Origin of the sequence: Mesorhizobium sp. M7A.F.Ca.CA.001.04.2.1, from assembly GCF_003998485.1 — a bacterium.
In the GTDB taxonomy this organism is placed as follows: domain Bacteria; phylum Pseudomonadota; class Alphaproteobacteria; order Rhizobiales; family Rhizobiaceae; genus Mesorhizobium; species Mesorhizobium ciceri.
The window spans coordinates 14,233-39,135 of sequence record NZ_RZQT01000034.1; the positions used below are offsets into that span (position 1 = coordinate 14,233).

At 63.2% G+C, this 24,903-nt stretch carries 29 protein-coding genes and 1 pseudogene; 13 read left to right on the plus strand and 17 right to left on the minus strand.

Features of this window, described 5'->3' with window-relative positions:
• The first annotated feature begins 180 nt into the window (after positions 1 to 180).
• Positions 181 to 366, plus strand: a complete 186-nt coding sequence (locus EN955_RS13530) for a hypothetical protein (protein WP_013530769.1) — start codon at positions 181 to 183, stop codon at positions 364 to 366.
• Between the two features lie 197 nt (positions 367 to 563).
• Positions 564 to 770 (plus strand): hypothetical protein, encoded by a 207-nt coding sequence (locus EN955_RS13535; protein ID WP_013530768.1) that lies wholly within the window; start codon positions 564 to 566, stop codon positions 768 to 770.
• A gap of 91 nt (positions 771 to 861) precedes the next feature.
• Here the strand turns inward: EN955_RS13535 and EN955_RS13540 are convergent, their stop codons facing one another.
• The gene (locus EN955_RS13540; RefSeq protein ID WP_013530767.1) at positions 862 to 1,104 is read right to left on the minus strand and encodes a hypothetical protein; all 243 of its coding nucleotides are present in this window, start codon (positions 1,102 to 1,104) and stop codon (positions 862 to 864) included.
• 278 nt (positions 1,105 to 1,382) lie between these two features.
• On the opposite strand from EN955_RS13540, the gene EN955_RS13545 reads away from it, so the two are divergent.
• Positions 1,383 to 1,700: a hypothetical protein gene (locus EN955_RS13545; protein ID WP_024501611.1), complete on the plus strand. Its 318-nt coding sequence runs from the start codon at positions 1,383 to 1,385 to the stop codon at positions 1,698 to 1,700.
• A gap of 281 nt (positions 1,701 to 1,981) precedes the next feature.
• Here the strand turns inward: EN955_RS13545 and EN955_RS13550 are convergent, their stop codons facing one another.
• On the minus strand, positions 1,982 to 3,454 hold the full coding sequence (locus tag EN955_RS13550; RefSeq protein ID WP_024501612.1) for a hypothetical protein: 1,473 nt from the start codon (positions 3,452 to 3,454) through the stop codon (positions 1,982 to 1,984).
• A 314-nt stretch (positions 3,455 to 3,768) separates the two neighbouring features.
• Positions 3,769 to 4,638 carry an NmrA/HSCARG family protein gene (locus tag EN955_RS13555; protein WP_024501613.1) on the minus strand — a complete coding sequence of 290 codons (870 nt, stop codon included), beginning with the start codon at positions 4,636 to 4,638 and terminating at the stop codon, positions 3,769 to 3,771.
• Between the two features lie 103 nt (positions 4,639 to 4,741).
• Between EN955_RS13555 and EN955_RS13560 the strand changes: the two are divergent.
• From EN955_RS13560 to EN955_RS13575, 4 genes and pseudogenes are all read left to right on the plus strand, one after another.
• A pseudogene (locus tag EN955_RS13560) lies at positions 4,742 to 5,625 on the plus strand (LysR substrate-binding domain-containing protein).
• Positions 5,626 to 5,735: 110 nt separating this feature from the next.
• Positions 5,736 to 5,915, plus strand: coding sequence for a hypothetical protein (locus EN955_RS34775; protein ID WP_024501614.1), 180 nt, complete (start codon positions 5,736 to 5,738; stop codon positions 5,913 to 5,915).
• A gap of 130 nt (positions 5,916 to 6,045) precedes the next feature.
• Positions 6,046 to 6,291, plus strand: coding sequence for a DUF982 domain-containing protein (locus EN955_RS13570; RefSeq protein ID WP_013530762.1), 246 nt, complete (start codon positions 6,046 to 6,048; stop codon positions 6,289 to 6,291).
• A 98-nt stretch (positions 6,292 to 6,389) separates the two neighbouring features.
• Positions 6,390 to 7,391 (plus strand): aldo/keto reductase, encoded by a 1,002-nt coding sequence (locus EN955_RS13575; protein WP_024501615.1) that lies wholly within the window; start codon positions 6,390 to 6,392, stop codon positions 7,389 to 7,391.
• A 57-nt stretch (positions 7,392 to 7,448) separates the two neighbouring features.
• Here the strand turns inward: EN955_RS13575 and EN955_RS13580 are convergent, their stop codons facing one another.
• Complete coding sequence (locus EN955_RS13580) at positions 7,449 to 7,799, minus strand: GNAT family N-acetyltransferase (protein WP_245265285.1); 351 nt, start codon at positions 7,797 to 7,799, stop codon at positions 7,449 to 7,451.
• On the opposite strand from EN955_RS13580, the gene EN955_RS35350 reads away from it, so the two are divergent.
• On the plus strand, positions 7,769 to 7,960 hold the full coding sequence (locus EN955_RS35350; protein ID WP_245265293.1) for a hypothetical protein: 192 nt from the start codon (positions 7,769 to 7,771) through the stop codon (positions 7,958 to 7,960). The two genes, EN955_RS13580 and EN955_RS35350, sit on opposite strands and share 31 nt — an antisense overlap.
• Before the next feature lie 55 nt (positions 7,961 to 8,015).
• On the opposite strand, the gene EN955_RS13585 is transcribed toward EN955_RS35350, so the two are convergent.
• From EN955_RS13585 to EN955_RS13605, 5 genes are all read right to left on the minus strand, one after another.
• On the minus strand, positions 8,016 to 10,001 hold the full coding sequence (locus EN955_RS13585) for an AI-2E family transporter (RefSeq protein WP_024501616.1): 1,986 nt from the start codon (positions 9,999 to 10,001) through the stop codon (positions 8,016 to 8,018).
• A 152-nt stretch (positions 10,002 to 10,153) separates the two neighbouring features.
• Positions 10,154 to 11,242: a D-alanine--D-alanine ligase family protein gene (locus tag EN955_RS13590; RefSeq protein WP_024501617.1), complete on the minus strand. Its 1,089-nt coding sequence runs from the start codon at positions 11,240 to 11,242 to the stop codon at positions 10,154 to 10,156.
• Positions 11,243 to 11,266: 24 nt separating this feature from the next.
• Positions 11,267 to 11,884: a C39 family peptidase gene (locus EN955_RS13595; protein ID WP_024501618.1), complete on the minus strand. Its 618-nt coding sequence runs from the start codon at positions 11,882 to 11,884 to the stop codon at positions 11,267 to 11,269.
• Between the two features lie 233 nt (positions 11,885 to 12,117).
• Complete coding sequence (locus EN955_RS13600; RefSeq protein ID WP_024501619.1) at positions 12,118 to 12,633, minus strand: hypothetical protein; 516 nt, start codon at positions 12,631 to 12,633, stop codon at positions 12,118 to 12,120.
• A gap of 187 nt (positions 12,634 to 12,820) precedes the next feature.
• On the minus strand, positions 12,821 to 13,249 hold the full coding sequence (locus EN955_RS13605) for a VOC family protein (protein ID WP_024501620.1): 429 nt from the start codon (positions 13,247 to 13,249) through the stop codon (positions 12,821 to 12,823).
• 318 nt (positions 13,250 to 13,567) lie between these two features.
• Between EN955_RS13605 and EN955_RS13610 the strand changes: the two genes are divergently transcribed.
• The gene (locus EN955_RS13610; RefSeq protein WP_224621166.1) at positions 13,568 to 13,870 is read left to right on the plus strand and encodes a hypothetical protein; all 303 of its coding nucleotides are present in this window, start codon (positions 13,568 to 13,570) and stop codon (positions 13,868 to 13,870) included.
• Here EN955_RS13610 and EN955_RS13615 read toward each other — a convergent pair.
• From EN955_RS13615 to EN955_RS13625, 3 genes are all read right to left on the minus strand, one after another.
• Positions 13,847 to 15,046: a PLP-dependent aminotransferase family protein gene (locus tag EN955_RS13615; protein ID WP_032898604.1), complete on the minus strand. Its 1,200-nt coding sequence runs from the start codon at positions 15,044 to 15,046 to the stop codon at positions 13,847 to 13,849. The two genes, EN955_RS13610 and EN955_RS13615, sit on opposite strands and share 24 nt — an antisense overlap.
• Positions 15,047 to 15,222: 176 nt before the next feature.
• Positions 15,223 to 15,675: a GNAT family N-acetyltransferase gene (locus EN955_RS13620; RefSeq protein WP_024501623.1), complete on the minus strand. Its 453-nt coding sequence runs from the start codon at positions 15,673 to 15,675 to the stop codon at positions 15,223 to 15,225.
• Between the two features lie 64 nt (positions 15,676 to 15,739).
• On the minus strand, positions 15,740 to 16,492 hold the full coding sequence (locus EN955_RS13625; protein ID WP_024501624.1) for a pyridoxamine 5'-phosphate oxidase family protein: 753 nt from the start codon (positions 16,490 to 16,492) through the stop codon (positions 15,740 to 15,742).
• A gap of 35 nt (positions 16,493 to 16,527) precedes the next feature.
• On the opposite strand from EN955_RS13625, the gene EN955_RS13630 reads away from it, so the two are divergent.
• Positions 16,528 to 17,964, plus strand: coding sequence for a PLP-dependent aminotransferase family protein (locus EN955_RS13630; protein WP_024501625.1), 1,437 nt, complete (start codon positions 16,528 to 16,530; stop codon positions 17,962 to 17,964).
• Positions 17,965 to 18,035: 71 nt separating this feature from the next.
• Here the strand turns inward: EN955_RS13630 and EN955_RS13635 are convergent, their stop codons facing one another.
• Complete coding sequence (locus EN955_RS13635) at positions 18,036 to 18,530, minus strand: hypothetical protein (RefSeq protein ID WP_024501626.1); 495 nt, start codon at positions 18,528 to 18,530, stop codon at positions 18,036 to 18,038.
• A 119-nt stretch (positions 18,531 to 18,649) separates the two neighbouring features.
• Here EN955_RS13635 and EN955_RS13640 point away from each other — a divergent pair, with 119 nt between their 5' ends.
• A complete protein-coding gene (locus EN955_RS13640; protein ID WP_024501627.1) occupies positions 18,650 to 19,249 on the plus strand; it encodes a DUF922 domain-containing Zn-dependent protease in 600 nt (199 codons plus the stop codon).
• Positions 19,250 to 19,415: 166 nt separating this feature from the next.
• On the opposite strand, the gene EN955_RS13645 is transcribed toward EN955_RS13640, so the two are convergent.
• Both EN955_RS13645 and EN955_RS13650 read right to left on the minus strand, forming a co-directional pair.
• Positions 19,416 to 20,474 carry a Gfo/Idh/MocA family oxidoreductase gene (locus EN955_RS13645; RefSeq protein WP_024501628.1) on the minus strand — a complete coding sequence of 353 codons (1,059 nt, stop codon included), beginning with the start codon at positions 20,472 to 20,474 and terminating at the stop codon, positions 19,416 to 19,418.
• Between the two features lie 49 nt (positions 20,475 to 20,523).
• On the minus strand, positions 20,524 to 21,228 hold the full coding sequence (locus EN955_RS13650) for an SDR family oxidoreductase (protein WP_024501629.1): 705 nt from the start codon (positions 21,226 to 21,228) through the stop codon (positions 20,524 to 20,526).
• Positions 21,229 to 21,355: 127 nt separating this feature from the next.
• Between EN955_RS13650 and gcvA the strand changes: the two genes are divergently transcribed.
• Positions 21,356 to 22,252, plus strand: a complete 897-nt coding sequence (gcvA, locus tag EN955_RS13655; RefSeq protein WP_024501630.1) for a transcriptional regulator GcvA — start codon at positions 21,356 to 21,358, stop codon at positions 22,250 to 22,252.
• 6 nt (positions 22,253 to 22,258) lie between these two features.
• Here the strand turns inward: gcvA and EN955_RS13660 are convergent, their stop codons facing one another.
• On the minus strand, positions 22,259 to 22,720 hold the full coding sequence (locus EN955_RS13660; RefSeq protein WP_024501631.1) for an Lrp/AsnC ligand binding domain-containing protein: 462 nt from the start codon (positions 22,718 to 22,720) through the stop codon (positions 22,259 to 22,261).
• A gap of 127 nt (positions 22,721 to 22,847) precedes the next feature.
• Here EN955_RS13660 and EN955_RS13665 point away from each other — a divergent pair, with 127 nt between their 5' ends.
• Positions 22,848 to 23,843, plus strand: coding sequence for an ornithine cyclodeaminase family protein (locus tag EN955_RS13665; RefSeq protein WP_024501632.1), 996 nt, complete (start codon positions 22,848 to 22,850; stop codon positions 23,841 to 23,843).
• 364 nt (positions 23,844 to 24,207) lie between these two features.
• Here the strand turns inward: EN955_RS13665 and EN955_RS13670 are convergent, their stop codons facing one another.
• A complete protein-coding gene (locus tag EN955_RS13670) occupies positions 24,208 to 24,825 on the minus strand; it encodes an XRE family transcriptional regulator (protein WP_024501633.1) in 618 nt (205 codons plus the stop codon).
• Between the last annotated feature and the right edge of the window lie 78 nt (positions 24,826 to 24,903).

A 24,903-nucleotide genomic window follows, 5' to 3' on the forward strand; every position in this document is an offset into this window, starting at 1 on the left:
AACTGAGTTGCTTTGACGGGGGCGTCCTTGCGTCGACGATGTCCCTGAACGTCACGGCGGTTTTCATGATATTGGCCGCATTTGCCGCATTTCGGCTGGTTGCAATGTCAGGCGAAGGTTCTGTCGACCAACTCCAGACGGCTTAGCCGGCAGAGAACCTCCCGTGCAGGAGAACGGCATATGGCCGCGAGAAAGGTGATAGCCGTCAAGGACTGGTCTTGCGGCATGAGCGACGAGCTTGGCCGCGTCGTGCTGACCATCAACCCGACCGAGGGTGAGCCCATCCTGGTTTTGATGACAATTTTCCAGGCGGCAAGGATGGCCGGGGAATTGCGAGCGCCGAAACTCGTCTCCATACCCCGGTGATGCCACGCCCCTGGTAAGGCGGATCAAGCTCGCCGGGGCAGCCCCAACGCCCTCCCCGGCGAGCCCTGTTGCTCCGTTACGATGAACAATGGAGCAATTACTGCTTTACGGATCCGGGCGCCATCAAGTTGCATCCGGCTCCTGAAACCATTTCGCGGACCCCGCGTTGACCACCGGGCCGACACAGGAGACATCTCATGACCGTCAACTGCCGCATATCGATCGACAACCGGCCGGAGGCCACGGACGCGGTTTTTCAGGCGGTTCCGCGGATCGGCGAAAGCGTTGCGCTGTCGATCGATGGAACCACGCAGGATCTGCGGGTATCGCGTGTCGTGCACGTCACCAATGGCAGCCTGGAAGGTGCCGCGATCGTCGTCGAAGTGACGACCAACATCCTCTGAATCGAGAGTTATGGTCCGCTGGGCCGGCCGGCACCGCGTTGCGGCGACCGGCAGCCTGAAAGGACTCGAGCGGCTCACGCGCGGTGACCCGCTACTCCTTGCCGCTTTCGGAAATGCCGTTGCCGCCGGCGGTTGGCAGGATGCCGAAGTCTTGCGACTTCGCCCCTTGCTCCGCCGTCAGGAAGCCGTCCGAGGCAAGCCCGCGCCGCAGCAATTCCCTGACCGCGGCCGAACGGCTCGGCATACGCTTGTCGAAGCGCCAGTTTTCCAGCGCAGCCAGCTCGTCTGACGTCAGCATGATCTGCAACCGTTCCGGGCGTTCCAGTTCAGTCATCGCGCTCCCTCGCTCAGGATCCCGATACCTCGAATGAGTATTCAACTCGCTTACCTAATAGTTAGGAAAGCGCTCCTAGTGCGTCAAGACCTCGCGATGAGTGAACTGCTTCTCATGCGCATGATGAGCCTGATGGTATTCGGCGTAAGGCGCATACTTGCATAACTATGCTAACTAGCTGATTTGTTTAGATATTATTTAATTCGTGACTTGCCAAGACGAAGCCTCTGCCGCATTGTGCAACCTGAACAGAAAACCGTTCCCTTTGGGAGGTTTCGATGCGGTATGATTACTCGGCGCGACTGCGCGATGACGTCCGTTCAGCGGTCCAGATCGCCTTCAGGAAGACCGGCATCGTCAGTATCACGGCGGTGGCGGAACATGTAAGGGTCAGGAACCTGGCCGAAAACATCGCTCTCGAGGACGTCGAATACCTTGTCTTCCAGGCAGCCCAGCTGATTGGCGCCGCAATTGAATTCGACGGGCTCACCAATTTCGACGGCGTGGCTGGTCTGTTCGTGGATGGCCTCGGCGGTGACGAGGGCGAGCACGTGATCGCCCAACGCGACAGGCCTGGTCCGGCCACCCTGCAGTAGGGCTGTTCCGGCCGAACGCGCATTTGTCCCGTACCGGTCAGCTAGTGCATTCACCCAGAGCCGGTCGTGTCACAGAGCCTGGTGCCGCGTCCGCGGTCACCGGCAACAGAGCGACTAGGACAATGGCGGGATGCGCATGGACGGTCTCCCATTTTCTACTTAGCCCATCATAGGGCCGATTCGATTTGCCAAGAATTTCTTGCATACGGAAAATGTAAGGGCTGTTGATCGCTAGAATCCATACATAACATGCGGGCTGATTTTGAGGTGCACTTAGAGCGCTACTCAATTCCAAATCGATAAACTACCTTGCCGCCGTTTTGCGGTTTTTTGGCTTTTGTAACCTTGCCATCCTTGAAGATCAGATATTTTCTCGGATGATCGTTCATCGAAAACTCGTAGGATATCATCGCAGTAGCATATCCTTTGAATCTCCTGATCTCGGCACTGAAGACGGGCTCGTCAAAAACCTTTTCGATGCCATTTTTCGTGGTAGTCAGAATTGTCAGGCCTGCTGCGTGATTGCCGGTAATCCCGTGATCCCTGCCATCTTTGCCGACACACCGAACACCCTTCATGTCGAATAGGTAGTCGTCGTCGCCATCTCCGTCGATGTCCTCGATCGTGAGAAAATTATCCTGGAAAGACGCGTCCTCGTTGGTGTCGCATAGCTGCATTGCTGCGAGAAAGGGATATACGGGCTGGGGTAGGTGCATCAACGGAGACGGTCCAAGCGAATCGGCCGGTGCGGCAGCACCCGCCACAAACTTCTTGAGCTTTGCGCGCAGTTCATCTCCCGTCCCGGAATTGTCGCCGGTCAACCTCTGGAGGTACATGCTCACCGCCGTGAGGGCCATTCCTTCGATGGATACGTCAACGGGCTTATCCGGCACTTTGATACAGTTCGCCGATTTGCCGGATGCATCACCGGCCATGTATTGGACCCGGAACTGATTATCGGGTGTCATGGCATAAACAGCCCACGCGTCCCGGGCACCGTAGAGCAAGAAGCTTGCAGACGTGTTGGAGTGGACGCCGGAAAGATCAGGCTTCCACTCTGTCATGCCATCTCGCAAGGTCAGCTGAGTTAAATTGCTGAGCGACGGGAAAACACGAACTGCAATCGCCCTAGGAAATTCGGGCGCCGGTGCTTTGCATGTGGATTTTTCGAAATCAAAATTGGGTTCGACCGTTAAAGGGGCGTTATCAGTGATAATCTTTGGTGCGTTCTCATCTTCCTTGTTCTTCGTAAACATCTGCGCCAGACGAGAGCGGATCGCAAATTCGTTTCCGCTATCATCGTTCGCCAGCATTTCCGCGTATTGCTTGAGGATCGTGGGAGGCATGTCGTTCACCAAGGCAATCTCGGGGGAGGACGGCAACACCTCACAGGTCTTCGTATCCGGATCGCCAAGCATATATTGAACCACAAAGCCTATGGGTTTCCCGCCTTTCTCCGTCACACCAAAGACAGCCCAACCATCCGCCACCGCCATCGCTTTGGCGGCCAACAGACGGTACCTTTCCATATTCTGGAATGACCTCTCAAAGCCGCCCTTCGGGTCGAACAGAACTAGCGTGTCTGTACCGTCAATCCTTGGGTAAACTCTGGCTTGCAGGCTGTTTTTGAAGCCGGATGCCTTAGATACGCAGGAGGATTGCGGAAAGCTGGCATTTTCGGTCGCGTTGGTTTGGGCAATCGATAGACATGGCAACGACAATAGAACGGCCGCAGCAGCCCAAAATCTCTTCATTTTTATCCCCCAAGTCAGTAAACATTCAGAATCATGAAAGCGTGCATGTCAACGGCTCCACTTCAAAATTCCTGCGATTGACTGGTGCTGCGGACAATTGGGGTGCCCCAACCTAGCGGATTGATTCCAACGTTTGGTGGCTGCGCCTGACGGCGGCGAAGATTTAGTCTGGATCGGGCCCGCCAGACGAAGAGTCGCGGTTCCTGATTGTGCTCTTTGATGAAGCGATGGCGGACCTCGCCACAGCTAGGCGCCCTCCTCAAAAGGCCGCCCTGCTGTTTCTGTACCCCCTGGTGATGACCAGAGCCGTTCCGTCAGGCGGAGCCGGCGATTTGCGAGGCGAAGTCGCGATAGGGGCGCAGCGGGCGGCCCAGAAGCGTGGTCAGGCGCTCGACGTCGCCGGCCTCGGGCAGCATGCCGTCGGTCAGGAACCGTTCGCCCATCAAGCGCATGTCGTAGGCCATCCAGGCAGGCAGGAACTGCTTGAGATTCTGCTCGAAACCTTCGGTGTTGTCGCCGCCGTAGCTGATCGGCCGGGCGAGCACGTCGGACCAGATGGCCGCGATATCCGTCCCGGTCAGTGTCTGCGGACCGACGAGGTTGATCCGCTCGAGCGCAAGCGGCTCCGCGGACCGTTCGCGGCGCAGCAGCTCGAGAGCGGCGATCTCGGCGATATCACGCACATCGACCATGGCGAGGCCTTTGGCGCCGATCGGCATTGTGTAGGTGCCGTAGCCGGTGATGACGTCTTCGATCATCAGGTCGTTCTGGATGAAATAGGCCGGGCGCAGGATCGTAGCCTGGAAGCCCATCTGCTCGATCATTCGCTCGACGCCGAACTTGCCGGCGAAATGCGGCACGTTCACATACACGTCGGCATGGATCACCGAGAGATAGACGATCCGCTCGATGCCCGCCGATCGGGCGACGTTCAGCGCGACCAAAGCCTGGGTGAATTCGTCCGGCACCACGGCGTTCAAGAGGAACAGGGTGGAAACGCCGGACATGGCTTTGCGCAGTGAATCGACATCGAGAAAGTCGCCTTGCGCGACCGATACGCCTGCCGGGAAGCTGGCTTTCGACGGATCGCGGACGAGAGCACGGACGTCGGCGCCGCGCTTGACGAGGTGCTCGACGACTTGGCGGCCAACATTGCCTGTGGCGCCGGTAACGAGGATGGTCATGGAATTTCTCCTGTTGGGTTGCTTGACAGCCCCAATATGTGTGGCTCACAAACACTCAAACAGACCGAAATTTTAGACGCACCGTCTCACTGGTGGAACACCTATGGATATTCTGGCCCTCACCGATTTCAACCTCGTTGCCCGCCATGGCGGTTTCGGCAAGGCGGCACGGGCCACCGGCCGGCCCAAGGCAACCCTGTCGCGGCGCGTTGGAGACTTGGAGAGCAGCCTTGACCTGCGCCTGTTTGAACGGGGTGCGCGCAACCTGAAGCTGACCAAGGAAGGACGGGCGCTTTTCGAGCGGACGGGGGCGTTGCTTGCCGAACTGGACGAGACGGCCGCGGCGATCGCCTCGGGCGGTCAAAGACCCAAGGGGAGACTGCGGATCAGCGCGCCCCTGCTTTTTTCTCAGACCGCGATGGGGAGGATCGCCGCGGGATTTGCCCTCAAATTTCCGGAGGTGAGGCTGGAGGTCACGACGGAGGACCGGGCTGTGGACATGATCGAGGAAGGCTACGACCTGGTGATCCGGGTCAACCCGGATCCCGACGAAAGCTTGGTCGGACGGGCGTTTCTCCGCGACCGGCTGGTCGTCGTGGCGAGCCCTCACCTTCCTCGCACCGGTGGACCGGCCCCTGCCGTTGCGCGCGGGAAGGCGAACGGCAAACATGGCACGTGAAGACCGAGGGTGGCCGGTCGACGATCAAAATCGAGCCGGTCCTCGCTTTGGGAACGCTCATTATGGTGCGCGATGCGGTGCGGGCGGGGGTCGGTGCGGCACGTCTTCCCATTTCGTTGGTGGCCCACGATTTGGCTGACGGCACGTTGGTGAATTGGGGGGACATCGACGCCCCTGAGATCGCTCTTTGGACGCTCTACCCCTCCCGGCGGCTGCTCAGCCCGCGCGTGTCGGCGTTCCTGGATTTTCTGAAACAGGCCTTCCCGAACGGGACGCCGGACGAACTGGCCGCCTATATCGGCAGGTGATGCCCGACCGCTTTCGCCGGCAAGAACTTTTATTTTTGGCGGAAGGAGTTTGCGGTGGAACAAGTTGGGGCGACGGCAATTACCTTGTCGCCCTACAAGAGGAGGACGTCGTGAAAGACTTGCGCAGTCTCCTTGCCGAACTGTCAGCCAACTGGCTCAAGCGCCGCAAGGCGCAGGCGCCCACGACCGTGAACACGGTCAAACCCCGCCCTGCCCACCAGGCGACGCGGCAACGCGCCGCCCACAAACCCAAAACACCGCCCACCCGCGACGTCGCCTCGAACATGTGAGCCCCGCGGACAATGTGGGGCCCAATGCCGCTGGGGGTATCGGCAATCTATCACGCCAGATTGATTGGTAGCGACGAAACCTTGAGCGGCCATAAGCGTTTATTGCTTCAGCCCAATTGAGGTGGTTCCAATGCAAACGGCATGGTTCTCCAAACCTGTGGCGGTTTCGGTCGGCGTCACCGGTTCCATCCATCATCTGTCCAACACACAGCAGGCCATTGATTTGCTCACCACACATTGGCGTGACGCAGGCAGCCCGAAGCATCGGTCCGCACTGCGCGCCTGCCAGCGGGCGACGAGCGGCGATGTTGCCCCCGACGTCGCCAGGGCGGCGCTCGTCGAAGCAGCGCGCGAAGCCCACATCCTGATCGAATAGCCACATCCTTATCGAATAGCCACATCGTGATCGAATAGGCGTATCGATTGAACCTGCTGACGCTATAATCGCTGCGCCCCCTCCGGAGAACGCCTGCCATGACCCTGAAAACACGCAAGCTCGGCAGCCAGGGGCTGCAGGTCTCGGCTATCGGCCTCGGCTGCATGGGCATGAGCCAGTCCTATGGCCCGGCCGACGAGGCCGAATCCATCGCCACGCTGCACCGTGCCATCGACCTCGGCTGCACCTTCCTCGACACCGCCGAAGTCTATGGCCCTTACGACAACGAAGCCCTGCTCGGCCGGGCATTGAAGGGCAAGCGCGACCAGGTGACGATCGCCACGAAATTTGGCTTCCGCATCGAAAACGGCAAGCAGACCGGAACCGACAGCCGGCCCGAACACATTCGAGAGGCGGTGGAAGCCTCGCTCGGCCGCCTCGGAACCGACCGTATCGACCTGCTCTACCAGCACCGCGTCGACCCGGCGGTGCCGATGGAGGATGTCGCGGGCGCCGTCGGCGAACTCGTCGCGCAAGGCAAGGTGCGCTTCTTCGGCCTGTCGGAAGCGGGTGCAGCCAACATCCGCCGGGCGCATGCCGTGCATGCGGTGTCGGCGTTGCAGAGCGAGTATTCGCTGTGGGAGCGCAATCTGGAGCCGGAGATCATCCCGCTGCTTGGCGAACTCGGCATCGGCCTGGTGCCGTTCTCGCCGCTCGGCCGAGGGTTTCTCACCGGCCAGGTCAAGCGTGCGGAAGACTATCCCGACGGCGATTATCGCCGCAACGACCCGCGCTACCAGGGCGAAAACTACGACGCCAATGTCGAGGCGGCCGCCAAGGTGAGCGACATCGCCGCTGCCCGCGGCGTCAAGCCCGGCCAGGTCGCGCTGGCCTGGCTGCTGGCGAAGGGCGACGGCTTTGGCATCGACATCGTGCCGATCCCCGGCACCAAGCGCAGAAAATACCTGGAAGAGAACGTCGCCGGCGCCGCGATCAAACTCGATGCCGCCGAGATGGCCGCGCTCGACGAAGCGCTCGCGCCGGGAAAAATCTCCGGCCCGCGCTACACCGAGCGGGGCATGGCGATGGTCGACCGGTAGGGGGCGCCTGCTTCAGCGTCCGCGATAATCTCGCCAAGGTCGTTCCGAATAGTGATGCTAACGAAAGCCCAGATGCTTCCGATAGCAGTGGGTTTCCACGGTGAACCTGCCGGCGACATCATCCGGCAGCCAAAGTGCGTCTTCGAAGCTGCGGCTCAAGCGCCACCCTTCGCGGGCATAAAATCTCTGCGCGCGGACATTTCCCGCCGTGCAGAAAAGCTCGGCCTCCGCCACGCCCTGTTCGCACAAGAGATGCTCGGCATAAGACAGCAGATCGCGGGCGGTTCCGCTTCCCCGTGCTTGCGGGCTTACATAGAGTTTGACCAGCTCCGCCCGTTTATCGAGACGAAGCCAAGCAATCCATCGGCAGCCGCCACATGGAAGGCATCGGTGGATTGCTCCAGCCACAGCGCAAAATGCGCCGGCGTTCGGTACGCCAGGATTTCGGCTGGAACCAGATGCGCATGGGCATCATGCCAGCCCTGATGCCACAGTTGCACGATCGCCGACCGGTCGGCTTCCTGGGCTGGGCGAATTTCGAGCATTTCTCACCGCCGACGGGTAACTAATCCGTAAGGCCGCGCGGAGGGTCGCCTTGTTCCATGGGCCTTCAGCCGATTTCGGTCAACCCGCCGCTGCCGCGGTAACCTTCTTGGACGCGGCCCGCTGTCGCCGCATGCGCCGTTTGGCGACAAGCTTGAGCGCGACCGGCGGCTCGTTTGACAGCGCGCCCAGCACGGCGTCGACCATGCCATGCGCCACGAAATCCGCGTTCATGTCACGCGCCAGTTTGCCCGCCGTCTCCTTGTCCTCGCTGTCGGCCTCCGACCAGAACACGATTCCCACCCGAAGTGCGGCCTTCGCACGCTTCAGCCGGCGGACCAGAAAGCGGGCGTGCTTGATGGAATCCCGGTTCAGGAATCCGACCACGACGGTGTCGACGGTTTCGAGCTCAAGGCGGCGAATGCCGGCGGGTTCCATATCGGCAAAGCTGGCTTTCGACACCGTCGCGCCCTGGACCTCCAGCACCTGCGCCAGCATCGCGGCAGCGGCGTCGTCGAGCTCGCCACGCCCCCCGGCGCAAAGTACGGACATATCCGTGCCGTCGGGCAGTTCGGTCTCGTCCTCCCCGCCGGGATCGTCATCGTCGCTCGCCTCTGCGGCCACGGGCGGCCCCTCCTCCTCGCCTGCCTCCTCCTGCGCGCTGTCGTCGAGATTGGCGACCAGCATCAGGGCACTGGCCGCCACCTGCCGCCTTTGCAAATCGCCCATGACGCCGCGCACACGGTCCTGTTCGCCCAGCAGAAGCGCCGGAATGGCAACCTTGTCATAGAATTCGACCAGATATTTCTCCTCCAGCATCTCCTCGGCATGATCGGTGGCTTCTTCCGGATCGCCGGCCAGCAGCCGCTGGTACAGGCGCGCATGGGGTTCGAGCACGGGCTCGTTGCCGAACAGCACGTCCAGGAATTCAAACTGCGGCACGTGCCTGCCCAGCACCACCAGGCAGACAGTGAGCGGCGTCGACAGGATCAGCCCGAGCGGCCCCCAGAGCCACGTCCAGAAAATCGCCGCGACGATGATCGCCAGCGGCGACAGTCCCGTTCGCGAACCGTAGAGCCAGGGTTCGATGACATTGCCGGTGATCAGTTCCATCACCACGAACAGGGCGGCGGTCCACAGCACGAGCGACCAGCCCGGTGCCACGGCCAGCGCCAGGAACAGCGGCAAAAGCATGCCTATGATCGGGCCGATATAGGGAACGAAACGCAGCGCCAGGGCCAGCAGCCCCCACAGCAGCGCATTGGGAATACCGAGGGCCCAGAGCCCGATCGCGATCGGTATGGCGTAGACGATGTTGACGACCAATTGCATCAAGAGATAGCGGCCCACCCGCTTGGCGGCATCCTGAAGCGCCTCGGTGGTGCGGTGGAGGTCGCCGTAGCCGACAAGCCGGATGAAGCGGTCGCGCAGATCCTCCCGCTCGAGCAGCATGAAGATGACGACGACAATGATCAGCCCTGCCGACCCAAGCGGGCTGATCAGCGGCCCGACGACATTCTGCAGGACCTGAAGCGGCCTTTCGTGCGCGACGATCTCGACCGGCACCGGCTCGCGCGGCGCCTTTTCCGGGGCGGCGGCCGGCAGCGAGGGGTCTTGCCTGTCGATCTCCTGGCCGACCCGCTCGACCACCTTGCTCAGTCTGGCAAGGATCCCGCCGCCGACCCCGGTTTCCTTGAGCGAGCGGATCTTGGTCAGGATGTTGGTCTGGTAGACCGGGATGTTCTGCGCCAGTTCGCTGACCTGCGTGGCGACGATGAAGGAGAACAGGCCAAGCGCCGCGAAGGCGCCGAGCACGCTGGCGATGACGGCGGCAATCCGGGGAATGCCGACCTTTTTTAGCGCTGCGACAAGCGGCGCCAGTGCGAAGGTCAGCAGCAGCGCGATGGCGATCGGCAGGAAAACCTCGCGCCCGAAATACAGTGCCGCCACTGTCGTGACGATGGCCGCCACATTGGGCAAAGAGGTTCGCGGATGGGGCGCGGCCGCTGAAAGGGCGTCCCCCAGCCCATCAGCCGGAGACGCCGTGCCGTTTCGACGATTGGCCACGTGATGCCTCCCTGCCAAATGCCATGATCGGGCATATAGAGCGGACGTGCAACTTTAGCCAACGATGAAATACGCCTCGCTCACAGGCAATGATCCGGCCCGCACCGGCCGCTCCCGAAGGGCTAAATGGAAGTCAGGCTCGCCCGATCGGATCAGCGCGCCGCATGCCTGGCCAGCGCGTGCTCGATCAGCACGTCGATGGTCTGGCTGTAGCCGATGCCTGAGGCGGCAAGCGCCTTGGCATACATCGAGATGTCGGTGAAGCCGGGAATGGTGTTGACCTCGTTGACAAGCAGGCTGCCGTCGGCGCGCAGGAAGAAATCGACGCGCGCCATGGCTTCGCAGCCAAGCGCCTGGAACGCCTGCCGCGCCATATCCCTGGCCTTTTCGGCCACATCGGCCGGGACATCGGCGGGCACCTTGACCAGCGCGCCGTCGGCATCGAGATATTTGGCCTCATAGGTGTAGAAGCCGTGCTTGCCGGCCGGAATGATCTCGCCGGGCAGCGACACCGTCAGCGACCCGTCGGCGCGCTCCAGCACCGAGAACTCGATCTCGCGGCCCTCGACGAATTCCTCGATCAACACTTTGCCATCGTAGCGGAAAGCCGTGTCGATGGCCTGCTCGAAGCCGTCCCTGTCATTCACCTTGCTGACCCCGAAGGACGAGCCCTGGCGCGCCGGCTTGGCGAAGAAAGGCAGGCCGAGCGTCCCGGCAATCTCCTGGAAGGAATGTTTGCCGTTTCGATGCACGGTGACGGAGCGGGCAACCGCCAGTCCCGCCTCGCGCATCAGCCGCTTGGCGACGTCCTTGTCCATGGCGGCGGCCGAGGCGAGAATGCCGCAGCCGACATAGGCGACATCGGCGACCTCGGCATAGCCCTGCACCGAGCCGTCCTCGCCGAACGGCCCGTGCAGCACCGGGAACACGACGTCGATGGGGGGCAGCTCAGGCTGCGTACCATCCCGCGACACCGCAACCAGCCGGCCCTTGCCGCCGGGCAACAAAGCAACCTCCGGGCCGTCTTCGGGGGCCGGCGCCCCTGCCGCCTCATCGCCGATCGCCGCGGCGCGATCGAGTTGTTGCAGCAGCCACCTGCCGCCTCGCGAAATGGCGATCGGCACGATATCGTAGCGCGTGCGGTCGATCGCCTTCAGCACATTGGCGGCCGAAAGGCGCGACACGTCGTGCTCGGCCGAACGCCCGCCATAGAGGATGGCCACTCTTGTCTTGTCGGTCATCGAAATCCCTCGACTGTCAAAAAATCAAATGGCGACGGCAATGCCGCGATTGGCAAAGAAGCGGTCGAAATCGGCCGGTGACAACACTGCGTCTGCCTGTGTGGCGGGCTCATGGCCGGACGGGTTGTGAAAGCGGAAACCTTCGTCGGATGCCGCGGTGATCAGCACCAGATGGCCGCCCTTCGAGGGCGGCTCGCGCTCGGGCCAGCGGATCGAGCTGCTGACCGACGCGATGAAGAAGCGCGTCCGCTGCATGATCGCCGGAATGTCTGATGTGGCGACATTGGTCATCACCTCGGCGCGCAGGCCGAAAGCTTCCTTCACGAAGCTGACGAAGGGCGCGTAGATCAGCCCCTTGATCGATCCCTCATTGACGACATAGCCGCCATATAAGGTGCAGCGCCTGGCAAGTTCGATCGTCGGCACGATCTCGCCGCGGCTGGCCAGGATCATCTTAAGGCAGGCCATGCCGCAGATGTTGGCGGCCCAGATTGCGTATTCATCGAGGGTCTCCGCCCCGGATCGCCTCCACAGCGGATCGCGCCTGAGCGCAACATCCGCGCCGTCGGCGAGCACGTCCAGCGTCATGTCAGGCGTTTCCCACTGGCTGAAAAACGGCACGGTTTCAGGCGGCGGGCTCATGCGGTCTCCTCGGTCGGCTGGTTCCATCTCGTATACGAGGATACGAGATGGATGAAAAGCCGTGACATTCAGTGGCGCGACCCAGAAGATGTCATCTTCCGTTTCGGTCAACCATCGTTGACATCCGGGGTTAGCGGAAGCCTCTCCCGCCTTCGTCATCCACAGGCGGAGCAGGAGCGAAGCTCCGTCGCGGAGACCCGAGGATGACGAACGTGGTGAATGCTGCGCGCCGCCTACTCGGCCTTCGCCCAGCCGAAAACCAGCCACGCATATTTCGATTTTTCGTAGGGTTCGACAGTGTAGGTCATCTGCATGTCGCCGTCCTTGGCGTAGATATCCAGCCGGGGCGCCGTATCCAGCTCGAGCCACGCCGAACTCTTGCTGAACGACCAGGTTCCGCACCAGACGCAAGGCCCCGACGTCGGATCCCCGGGCTGGTGAAAATTGTAGCGGCCGTCCGCCGTGATCTCCAGATAATCGAACGCCCCGTAAAACGCGGTCACCGTCTGCTGGAACTCACTGGCGGCCGCTTCCTGTTCCGGTGTCGGCGTATCCTTCATATCGCGCGGCGGCCGGATGGCTCCGCCGTTGAGTTTCCATTTGCCGACAAAATCCTTCTCGGTCGGCAGATATTCCTCCTGGGCCTGCGCCGATGAAATATAAGCAAAGGATGATATACTTGTGAGGCCAACGGCCCCGATCGCAAATAGAAGCGTGGCGGCACAGATCGCCCTTGCTGGGTTTTGCATAAAAAAATATCTCCACGGGGGGGTAAGGGGAGTTTTATTGAAAATTTGTGGCGGACGTTGCTTCGGGACCGATTCCCACCCGCCATTTGCACGGTTAGCATCGGGGCCACCGATCTGGCAACGCAAGGCAGCCTCTCTCCAGCATCGCCCATGCGTCCGCGATCCCGGCCGGCTGAATATCGGCAGCTTAGAAGGTGATCTTCACCGAAGCGGCGCTGCGGCTATGCGGGCCGTGATGGACGGCCTCGATGTTGTTGCCGTCCGGATCGAGCAGGAAGGCGGCGTAATAGCCGGGGTGATAGGGCCGTTCGCCCGGCGCGCCATTGTCCGTGCCGCCGGCCGCCAGCCCGGCCTTGTAGAAGCCGTCGACCATGGCGTGGTCCCTTGCCTGGAAAGCCAGGTGATGGCGGCCGGTGAGTTTTCCCTGTGCGGCCCGGCTGTCGGCAGTGGAGACAAACAGCTCGTCGGCCCAGAAAAAGTCGGCGCCGCTACCTCCGATCGGGACATCGAGCGCCTGCAGGACCGCCTCGTAGAAACGCCGGCTGGCCGGGAGGTTTCTGACCACCAGTTGGATGTGGTCGATGAGCCGGCCGCGATGCAATTCCTGGGTTTCCATGAAAACGCCTCCTCGTGTGGGTTCGAATTTAGGTTGGGATAGGGCGTCGTCAATGCGGATATTTCCCAGCAGACAAAGGGCCCGCCGGGAGGGGATCCGGCGGGCCTTTGGAAAGCATGTCTAGCCTTCAGGGGTCTGAGGGGGGATCAGACCTGGTAAGAACCTTTGTTGGCCGCGGAGGTTCCACCCGAACAAAAAAATTGCCGATGGCCCGTCCGCGGAATTCAAGCAGTGGAGGCGATTTCTTCGCGAGACCACTCACAGTTTGGAACTTTCCGCTCGCAACCGGGTTTGGTGGCGCGGTGGGAGGAATTGCGATTGGATTGTTTTCAGAGGCTCGAAGCGCTGGTCGACAGCGCCGGTGTCGACGATATCGAGGAAGCAACCGCTCTGCTGCGCCGGTTCAAGGGCAGGTCGCGCGAGGTCGCGGCAGCCATCGACGAATTCATGCTCGATTTCATGACCTTGGTCTTCGTCGTCGAAAACGGCGAAGAAGGTTTCGAAAGGCCGGTCCGCAAGCTCGCTCGCACCAGGCTTTCAAAGCTTGAGCGGCTGGTGACTGTAACGGCGGAGGAAAAGCCGGCTTCCAGCGCCGGCCTATCCCTTCAGGATGGCGGCTAGCCTTGGAATGCCTTCGCTCACCGCGCGCCGGTCGGCGAGCGTGAAGGACAGCCGCAGCGTGTTGCGCCCGGTGCCATCGGCATAAAAGGCGTTGCCCGGCACGAAGGCGACCCGCGCTTCCTTCACCGACCGAGCCAGAAGCTCGGTGGCGTCGGCCCCTTCCGGCAGTGTCACCCAGACGAACATGCCGCCTTCCGGGCGGCTCCAGGTCACGCCTTCGGGCATGTGGGCTTCCAGTGCCGAGAGCAGCCCGTCGCGGCGCTCGCGATAGGCGTCGATGAGTTTTTCCACGTGGCCTTCGAACACGGCTTCGGCGACGCGATGCATCACCACCTGGTTGATCGACGGGCTGTGCAGGTCCGAAGCCTGCTTCATCAGCACCAGCTTCTCGACAATGTGGCGCGCCGCGCACACCCAGCCGACCCGCATGCCCGGCGACAGGATCTTCGAGAACGAGCCGCAATAGAGCGTGCGCGCCTTGTCGATGCCGCCGGACCGGGCACAATCGAGCGCCAGGATCGGCGGCTCGCCCTCGCCGTCATAGCGCAGCGCGCGGTAAGCGGCATCCTCGAGGACGGCGATGTCGAGTTCGCCGGCAAGGTCGAGCACCGCCTCGCGCTGCTCACGGTTCAGCGTGTTGCCGGTCGGGTTGGCGAAATCCGGCACCAGATAGGCGAATTTGGCCTTGCCGCCATTGGCGGCCGCCGCCGCGCGATAGGCATCGGGCGTCATGTTGCCGCCGGCCGGGGTCAGCCGGTCGTAGCGCGGCTCATAGGCGTTGAAAGCCTGCAGCGCGCCGAGATAGGTCGGCCACGTCACCAGCGCGGTGTCGCCCGGCGACAGGAACAGCTTGCCGAGATAATCCAGCGCCTGCTGCGAGCCGGAGGTGATGAAGATGTTGGCCTCGTCGCAGGCGACGCCGAGCTTGCCCATCTGCCCGGCGAGCCAGCGCCGCAACGGCAGATAGCCTTCCGAGACCTGGTACTGCAGCGCAGCGCCCGCCTCGGCGCCACCCAGCACATCGGCATAGGCGTCGCGGATCGCCTCGGCTGGGAACAGCGCCGGATCGGGAATACCGCCGGCAAACGAGATGATGTCCGGCTGGTCGAGCAGCTTCAGCAGCTCGCGGATTTCGGACGCTTTCATGCGCGACGAGCGCGAAGCCAACAGGTTCATAAGGGTCACGGCACGCCTCCCCGGACGCTGCAATATAGGTCAACTTGACTGACCTATATCCCCTCTTGGCCGCGAATTGAAGTGTGCCTGAACGGTTTCCCGAATGCGCCAGCGCTGGCGCACTGCTCGAACGCCGCGAGCAGTTCCACAAAAGTGTTGCAGCGTTTTCCGACCGCCTAAAGGCTCTTCTTGTAGCCGAGATGGCTGCCGGTGAAGCCGAGGCTTTCGTAAAAACGATGCGCGTCCGCCCGCCCCTTGTCGGTGGTCAGTTGGACGAGGCTGCAGCCGCGCGCCCGGCACGCGTCGATCGCCCATTCGATCATCTGCCTGCCGATGCCGTCCGAGCGCCTGTGGCCGGCGACCCGAACCGCCTCGATCTGGCCGCGCCACGCGCCCTTGCGCGAGAGCCCGGCAAGGAAAGATATCTGCAAGGTGCCGACCACCTCGCCGCCATCCACGGCCACCGCCAGCAGTTGATTGGGATCGGCGTCGATGGCGTTCAAGGCATCGACATAACCTTGCGCCAGTGGCAAGGAAGCGTCCTCGCGGCCGGCGCCAAGCGGGTCGTCGGCCAGCATGGCCACGATATCAGGCAGGTCGGAGGCTTGCGCACGGCGGAAGGTGATCATGGTGTCGAGATATCGCGAGGCGGCGGCAGCGGCAAGATTTGAATACGCTCCCACTAGGCGCGGGCTAAACTTCGCCCTCATAAACCCGCTGCGCCTGCGTCAGCGCCTCATCGAGCCGCGCGCCCTCGGCATATCCAGCCAGGTTCCGCGGCCGCTCCATGTCAGGCAGCAGCCTCGGACACGGCTCGGCGGCGCCGACCACCATCCGCACCGGGATGACGCCGGCCCAAACCGGATGCCCGTAATCCTCCTCGTCGTCGCCGACGCCCTTGGCGCGCACCTTCGCCGATGCCTCTTCAATACGCATGCCGATCACCGTCGTCGCCTTGGCCTCCTGCGCCGAGATCGGCCTCAGGGTCTCGCTCCGGCCGGGATAGAAACGGTCGACGACGCCGGCCAGCGCCTTCAGTTTCTCCTGCGGCTCGTCGACGATTCGCGCCGTGCCGAAACACATCGCCGAGCGATAGTTGGCCGAATGGTTGAAGCCCGAGCGCGCCAGCACCAGCCCGTCGAGATGCGACACCGTGAGACAGGCCGGCGTGCCGCCGCGCAGATTGCGCAGCATGCGGCTGGCCGACGAGCCGTGCCAGTACAGCATGTCGTCCTCGCGCCAGTGGATGGTCGGCGTGCAATAGGGCTGGCCGTCGAACGTATAGGCGACATGGCACAGCAGCCCGGCATCCAGCACCGCGAAGACTGCCGCATGGTCATAGCTGCCGCGCTCGTGCAGGCGCTTGACGCGGTTGCGGCTGGTGGTCGGAAAACTGGCTGGCGTGTCGTTCACGGCTTGCATCCTTGGTTGTCGTCTGCCAACCATGCGCCATGACATTGGTCGATAAAAGAACCAATCCTATGAAGAAAAACCGGACCAATTTTCCGGATTGGTCGGCGCTGATCCCGGTCCTGCCGGGCGACGGCCCGCGCAGCCGCGAGCTCTATGCGGCGCTCAGGCGGCTGATCGAGACCGGCGCGCTGGCCGCCGGGGCGAAACTGCCGACCACCCGGGATCTCGCACAGCGCTTCGGCCTGTCGCGTTCGGCGGCGGTTGCCTGTTTCGAAATGCTGATCTCGGAGGGGTTTGCGGTCGCCAAGGTCGGCGCCGGCACCTTCGTCGCGCCTGATGTGCCGCATCTGCCGCTGACGCTGATCAAGCCGCGTCCAGCGGAGATCGAGGTCGCGGCGTCGCTACCTTGCGGCCTTGGCGTTGCGGTCTCCGATCCGCGCACGCTTGATATGTTTCGCATCCTTCTGTCGCGCCACCTCACCCGCCCCGGACCGGAGCATTTCCGCTATGGCGATCCGCGCGGCGGCCTGCCGCTGCGCACGGCAATTGCCACCTATCTCAGGACCGCACGCGGCGTGCGCTGCGACGCCGGCCAGATCGTGCTGACGTCGGGCACGCAGCAGGGGCTCGATCTCCTGGTGCGTGCAGCACTTCGTCCCGGCGATGCCGTCTGGATCGAAAACCCCTGCTATCCCATGGCGCACGCCGTGCTGGCCGGCAGCGGGGCCACGGTTTTTGGCGTACCCGTCGACGCGGAAGGGCTCGATCCCGAGATCGGCGAAAGCCTGTGCTCCAAGGCGCGCGCGGCCTATGTCACGCCCTCGCATCAATATCCGCTCGGCGTGACGATGACGATGCGCCGCCGTCTCGCTTTGCTCGACTGGGCGCGGCGCAACGATGCCTGGATCATCGAGGACGACTACGACAGCGAGTTCCGCTATGCCGGCCCGCCGCTGACTTCGCTGCAGGGCATGGACGGCTCGGGCCGTGTCGCCTATCTCGGCACCTTCTCGAAAATCCTCTTCCCCGGCCTGCGCATCGGCTATGTCGTGGTGCCCGAAGCGCTGCTCGATGCCGTGATGGCGGTCAGGGCGCGCTCCGACCGCTTCCCCTCGACGCTGGCCGAAGGCGCGCTGACCGACCTGTTGAACGAGGGCCATTTCGCCGCGCATCTCAGGCGCGTGCGCCGCCGGGTGCAAGCCGCGCGCGACGTGCTGGTCGCCGGCCTCGAGACGCATTGCGGCGATGCCCTCGAAGTAATCGTGCCCGAACAGGGGCTGCACTTGATGGCGACGCTGAAGCACGCCGGGCCGGACACGGCGATCGTCGAGGCGGCGAAGGCGGCAGGTGTCGGCGCCAGGGCCTTGTCCTCGATGTTCATCGGCGGGGCGTCCCGGCAAGGCCTGGTGCTGGGTTTTTCCGGGTTTTCGGACGAGGAACTGATGGCCGCGACGGTACGACTGGGTGGGGTGATGGGCCGCAGTCCCGGCCGCCAAACTACCTGATCCTGCTCAAACAATCCTAGGGCGAAGCAGGAGCGCAGCTCCGTCTCGGAGGCCCTCGGATGACGAAGTCCTCAATCCCCATCGGCGGGCTGGGCCTTGCCGCACTGCGCCAGCACCTTGCCGATGGCCGCGCTTGAACCCTTCAGCGGAAAGCTGATCTCGCCATATTTGGCTGAACCGACCGACACATCGCCCTTGCCGCGCAACAGGTCGAGCAGCGGATCGGCTTTCGCCAGGTTGACCACGAAGTAGTTGTACATGGCCTCCAGCTGCAGCGCCTTAGTTACCGTCTTGCCGTCGGCCTTGAACGCGAACGAACCGCTGATGCCAGGCTCGAATTGCTGGCCGTTGGCGCCGAGATCGTAGCTCAGCACCGGCGTGTCGAAACAGGTCAGCATCAGATACGCATCGCCTTTCGGCCCGCCGCAGACCGAGGCCGTCAGCACGCTGCCGCCCTCGTCTTCCTCCATCCTGGCGCTCCAGCCGCCGCACGACGCGGCAAACGCCGGTTGCGCGGCCTGCAGGACCGCTACCGCACCGGCGACGACGAGATGTGCAACTCTCATGGCTCCCCCCAATTGACTGCCTCCAGGGCATTTGCAGCGCCCGTCGCCAGCATATAGGAAAAAGCGATCCGATGGCATTGCCCCTTGCGGCAGCCGGTCCTGTTTCGCGGAGAGTTGGATTGAGAGCCTGCGTTCGCCTGTGTCTGTCCTTTGTCGCCCTGTTGGCCTTGCCGCTCACCGCTCATGCCGAGTGGAAGCCGGTCGAGAAGATCGAGCCCTACGCGATCTCGGGCCAGTCCGGCGCCGAACTCTACCGCTCGATCGGCGAGAAAGGGCCAAAGCTCGGCATTGCCCGCGCCATCGCCTACACCAATTTCAAGCTGACCTGGGGGCTAAGGGATTACAAGCCCAGCGGCAAGGACTGCGTGCTGACGGCCGGGCGGCCGAAGCTGATCGTCACCTACACTTTGCCGAAACCCTCCCGCTCCCTGCCGCCGGCCGTCCAGAAGAACTGGGACACCTTCATCGCCGGCGTCGCCGCCCATGAGAAGGTGCATGGCGCCAGCATGGTCCAGATGGTCCACGACATCCAAGCCGCGACGGACGGCCTGACCGTCGCCGACGATCCCAAATGCAGCAAGACCAGGGCCGAGGTGGTCAAGCGGCTCGACGCGATCTCGAAGGCGCGGGTGCAGGCAAGCCGCGACTTCGACCGTAGCGAATTCGGCAATGGCGGGAATTTGCAGAAACTGGTTTTTTCGCTCGTGACCGGCCCCTGAAGCTACCTGACACGGATCAGGAGGCGGGCACTGATGACTTACCAGGCGCAGCAATTGAAGCTGCCGATCTCCCCCCTTGCGAGGGAGATGGCCGGCAGGCCAGAGGAGGATCTGACAGAACTCGGCCCCTTCCAGCTACTGCGGTATGGGCGCGAGGTGCGAGCCCTCACCGCGTTTCCGCGTTCGCTCTCAGCTCGGCCCGCTTCTCGTCCGACACCACGGCCAGATCCAGCACCTTCTGCAATTCGGCCGCATGGCGGAAGGACGGTTCGGCCTGCACGCCCGTGCGCACCGCGTCAGTGAAACGCTGGTAGTTGGTCTCCACCGTGCCGGGGTCGAGCTCTTCCCATATGGCGTTCTCGACATTCTCCCCCACGCATGCCTTGAGCGTCGAACCGTCGAGATTGTGCACCACTTCGATGCCGCCCTTCTCGCCATAGATGCGCAGACGCAGTTCGTTGAGATGGCCTGTTGCCCAGCGGCTGGCATGCACCACGCCGAAGGCGCCGTTGGAAAAATCCAGCGTCATGGCGAAGCTGTCATTGGCGTCGAGTCCGTAGTCGCCGATGCGGTTGCCGGGCGCCTTGTCGAAGGCGCGCAGCCGGCAGAAGACATGGTCGATGTCGACGGCTGCGCCATAGCTGGCGAAATCGAGGATGTGGATGCCGACATCGCCGAGCACGCCATTGGAACCGTGGCCGCGCGACAGCCGCCACAGCCATTTCGGATCGGTGCGCCAGTCGCCCCAGAATTTCGACACCAGCCAGCTCTGCAGATAGGACGCCTCGACATGCCTGACGGTGCCGATCTCGCCCGCTTGCACCATCTGGCGCGCTTTCTGCAGCGCGGCCACATTGCGATAGGTGAGGTTCACCATGTTGACGATGCCGGCAGCCTCGGCGGCATCGGCCATCTCGGTCGCCTTGCCGAAGTTTTCGGCCAGCGGCTTTTCGCACAGCACCGGCTTGCCGGCGGCGATCAGCGCCATCGTGGTCGGGTGGTGGATGCGGTCGGGCGTGACATTGGCCACCGCGTCGAACTCGCCCCATGCCAGCGCCTCCTCCAGCGCGGTAAAGCGGTTGGGAATGTCAAAGCTGTCGGCGAACTCGCCAACCCGCGCCGGATCGACATCGACTGCGCCGACAATGTCGACGCCCTCGATGGCGCTGAAGCGCCGGGCATGTTCCTGCGCCATCCAGCCGGTGCCGAGTATCAAAAGCCGCATTATTTGCTCCTTGGGGTGAGATGCCGGAATCCCCTCCCGGCCGACGCCCTCAAATAGCGCGTATAATGCCGCCGTCGACCCGGATGTTCTGGCCGGTGATGTAGCCGGCGCCCTCCGACGCCAGGAAGGCGATGGTCGCGGCGACCTCTTCCGAAGTGCCGTAGCGCTGCATCGGCACGCTGTCGCGGCGTTCTTCGGTGGCCGGCAGGCTGTCGATCCAGCCGGGCAGCACATTGTTCATGCGCACATTGTCGGCGGCATAGGTGTTGGCGAAGATCTTGGTGTAGGCGGCAACGCCGGCTCGGAACACGGCGGACGTCGGGAACATCGGGCTCGGCTCGACCACCCAGGCCGTCGAGATGTTGATGATGGCCCCACCCTTCTGCTTGACCATCTGGGGCGCCACGATGCGCACCGGCCGGATGACGTTGAGGAGGTAGACGTCCATGCCGGTGTGCCATTGCTCGTCGGTGATCTCGAGGATCGGCGCACGCGGCCCGTGGCCGCCGCTGTTGACCAGCACGTCGATACGGCCATAGCGCTCCAGCGTCAGGTCGACGAGGCGCTGCAGATCGTCGTTCGACTGGTTGGAGCCGGTGACGCCGAGCCCGCCAAGCTCCTTGGCCAGCGCCTCGCCCTTGCCCGAAGAGGAAAGAATGGCAATCTTGAAGCCGTCCGCCGCCAGCCGCTTGGCCGCCGCCGCCCCCATGCCGCTGCCGCCGGCCACCACCACAGCTACTTTTTCTACACTCATCGGATTTTCCTCTCAGGGTTTGCGGGCACCGCAAGCGGTGTTTTCGGGAGTTGAGCGTCGATATAGCTGGTTTTCCCCGTCGGTTCGAACCAGAATGCCTGAAATCAACCTGTAGAAAAACTACTGCATGCCCGAAACCTTCCTCAGCTTGCCGCCGTTGAATGCGCTGCGCGCCTTCGAAGCCTCGGCGCGTCATCTCAACTTCCGCATCGCGGCCGAAGAGCTCAACGTCACGCAAGGGGCGGTCGCCCAGCACATTCGCGGGCTGGAGGCCGATCTCGGCACGAAGCTGTTCGAGCGGCTGCCGCGCGGCCTGGCGCTGACCGACGAGGGCCGCGCCTATGTCCCCAACATCCGCCGCGCCTTCGACCTGATCTCGGAGGCGACGCTGCTGCTTCGTCCCGAGCCGGCGCGGCTGACGATCAGCGTGACGCCGAGTTTCGCCACCAAATGGCTTATCCCGAGGCTGCACGACTTCGTCGCGCACAACCCGCTGGTCGACCTGCGCGTGCTGGCCAGCGAAAGCCTGTCGAGCTTCCAGGCCGACGGCGTCGACATCGCGGTCAGGCAGGGCCGCCCACCCTTCGGCGCCGGGCTGGTCGTCGACCTGTTGTTTCCCCAGCAGATCGTCGCCGTGTGCAGCCCGGCCCTGCTGCCGGCCGGCGCGATCGAGATCGCGGCCTCCGAAATCCAGCACCACGTGCTGCTGCACGATGCCCACAATCTGTGGCCGGAATTCATGGAAAAGGCGATCGGCCTGAAGATGACGACCGAACTCAAACGCATGCGCTTCAACCAGACCGGCCTCGCCATCGACGCGGCCGTCGCCGGCCAGGGCATTGCGCTGGCCAGCCGCTTTCTCGTCGCCGCCGAACTCGCCGCCGGCCGTCTGGTTCAGCCCGTCAGCGGCGAAATGCGCGGCACGCAGGATTTTTATGTCGTGATGCCGAGAAAACAGCGCCACCCCGAGCCGACGCAGGCCGTGCGGCAATGGCTGCTCGATGCAGGAGAAAGGCCAATCTAGATCGGCCTAGATCGGCAGCAAGGCGTCGGGTTTCACATTGGCAATCGAGGCGTAGGTGTGCGTTTCCCGAACCCCGGGCAGCGGCAGGATGACCCGCTGCAGGAAATCCTGGAACATCGCCATGTCGGCGATGCGCGCCTTGACCAGATAGTCGAAGCCGCCGACCACCATGTGGCACTCGATGATCTCGGGCGCCCGCAATACGGCCTCGGCGAAGCGGTCGAAGACATGCGGCGCCGTGTGGTCGAGCCGCACTTCGATGAAGACGAGCTGCGCCTGTCCGATTTTGGCCGGATCGAGCACGGCGCGCACCGCGCGGATAAACCCGTCGGCGAACAGCCGCTTGACGCGCTGCGCCGCCCCGGTCGGCGACAGGCCGACCCGCCGGGCCAGATCGAGCGTCGTGCGGCGGCCGTCCTCCTGCAACAAACGCAGCAGCGAGCGGTCGATACGGTCGAGATCGTCCATTTCAGGATTCACGCTTTCTGAGCCGAACACGCGTGATAATCACGCCAAAATAACAAAAACAGCATATTTCATCACGCCGATAGATCGCAATACCGTTGTCGTGCAACCGACAACGAAAGCGGATTCCATGACATCAGCGATATCCACCTCCCGCAGCGCCCAGGCCAAGGGTGACACGCCCGTACTCATCCTGAGCGAGGCCGAGGTGAAAACCTGCATCGACCTGCACGAGCTTCTCGACGTGCTCGCCGGCGGCTTCAAGGCGCTGTCCGGCGGCAAGGTGGTCAATCCGGGACGGCCGCAGCTCGATATTCCGCAGGTCGGCTATTCGCTGGCGATGTCGGCATGGATGGCAGGCATGCATCTGACGGTGAAGATCGTCAACGTCTTCGAGGGCAACGTCGCCAAAGGCATCCCCAGCCACCTCGCCACCATCCATCTGTTCGACCCTGAGACGGGCATGCCGGTCTGCGTCATGGACGGCACCTATATCACCGCAGTGCGCACCTCCGGCTCGGCCGTGCTCTCGGTGCGTGAACTCGCCCGCCGCGACGCCAAGGTCGCGACGGTGATCGGCGCCGGCGTGCAGGCCGGCCAGCATCTGCATCTTTTGCCGCTGGTGCGCGACTTCGCCGAAATCCGCGTCGTCTCGAAGGAATTCGCCGATGCGCAGGCGCTCGCCGCGCAATATCCCGGCGTCGTTGCCGTCGCCGATATAGAGGCCGCGGTGCGCTCGTCCGACGTCGTCTGCCTGGCAACGCATTCCTATGCGCCGGTGATCTCGGCCGACTGGGTGCGGTCCGGCAGCCACGTCTCGTCGGTAGGCGTCGCCCCGCCGGGCGGCGAGTTGCCGGTCGAGCTTGTCGGGCGGGCCAGCCTGTTCGTCGAGACCAGGGATGCCTTTGCCCCGACGCCGGTCGGTTCCTGCGAACTGGCGGGCATTGATCCGCAAACCGGAACCGAGCTTGGCGAAATGCTGCTCGGACTGCGGCCGGGACGGGTCAGCGCCGATCAGGTCACCGTCTACAAGGCCATGGGCGTCGCCATGGAAGACATGGTGGCCGCGGACCTTGCCTACCGCAAGGCGGTTCGGCGGGGAATGGGACGTGTGGTTGCGCTGTAGCGGAGCCCCTCGATTGTTGAAGCCAGCGCCGCCCGTCGATAGGATCGTCCTTCTCCCCGTTCACGGCAGAGCTATCGCACATGGAATTCCTGAGATGTCTGCCCGGCACGCACCCCCACCCCTAACCCCTCCCCGCAAGGGGGAGGGAGACTTCCGTTGGCGCCGACCTGCGCAAATCCCCTGTCTTTTCGGCGCCAAAGAAGAATTAGAGGCACGCGGCAGCGTTCCCTCCCCCTTGTGGGGAGGGTTAGGGTGGGGGTCCATCTTCGCAAGAATCCTTATGCGATGGCCCTGCCGTTCACGGGGAGAAGATGGCGGCGCCAGATGAGGGGGCGGCGTAATGTCGGGAAATTAGGGCCCGCCCCTACCCCTCCACCGTCTCCAGCACACTCAGCAGCGTGCCTTCCATGTCAGGCTCGTCGCCGGAGCAGACGCACAGCATCTCGGCGTCGCCCTCGCCCACCGAGAGATAGGCGTGGCCCATGGTGGAATCGATGTAGACGCTTTCGCCCTGTTTCAGCCGCACCGGCGCGTACTGGTCGGTGTGCAGTTCGATCTCGCCCTTGAGCACGATCAAAAACTCCTCGCCGGCATGCCTGGTCAGCGGACCGAATTCCTGCGGCGTGCGGGCGCGTGCATAGGCGTGGATCGGTACCATGCGCTTGCGCACCAGGTCTGTGGCCAAATAGCGGTAGTCGTAGTTGCGGGTCAGCTGGCGCAGCGTGTTGGACGGCGAGGTCACCGAACGACGGGTGCGCGCGGACGGCTGCTTGCGGTCGCCGCTGAGCAGTTCGGTGACATGGATGCCCAGCCCCTCGCAGATCTGCAGCAGCTTGTCGTAACTCAACGACATCTGGTCGTTCTCGACCTTGGACAGCGTCGACACTGCGACGCCGGTCAGCGTGCTGACCTCCTGCAAGGTCCAGCCATGCGTCTTCCTCAAGCCGCGCAGACAATCACCGAGGTTCGGTTGCTCCGACATCGTCAGCTCCGTTGCGCGGCCCATCGAGCCGCCAGTCTACCCTAGGTAGTCCAACTCTCTGCTGCTATCAACAACGCT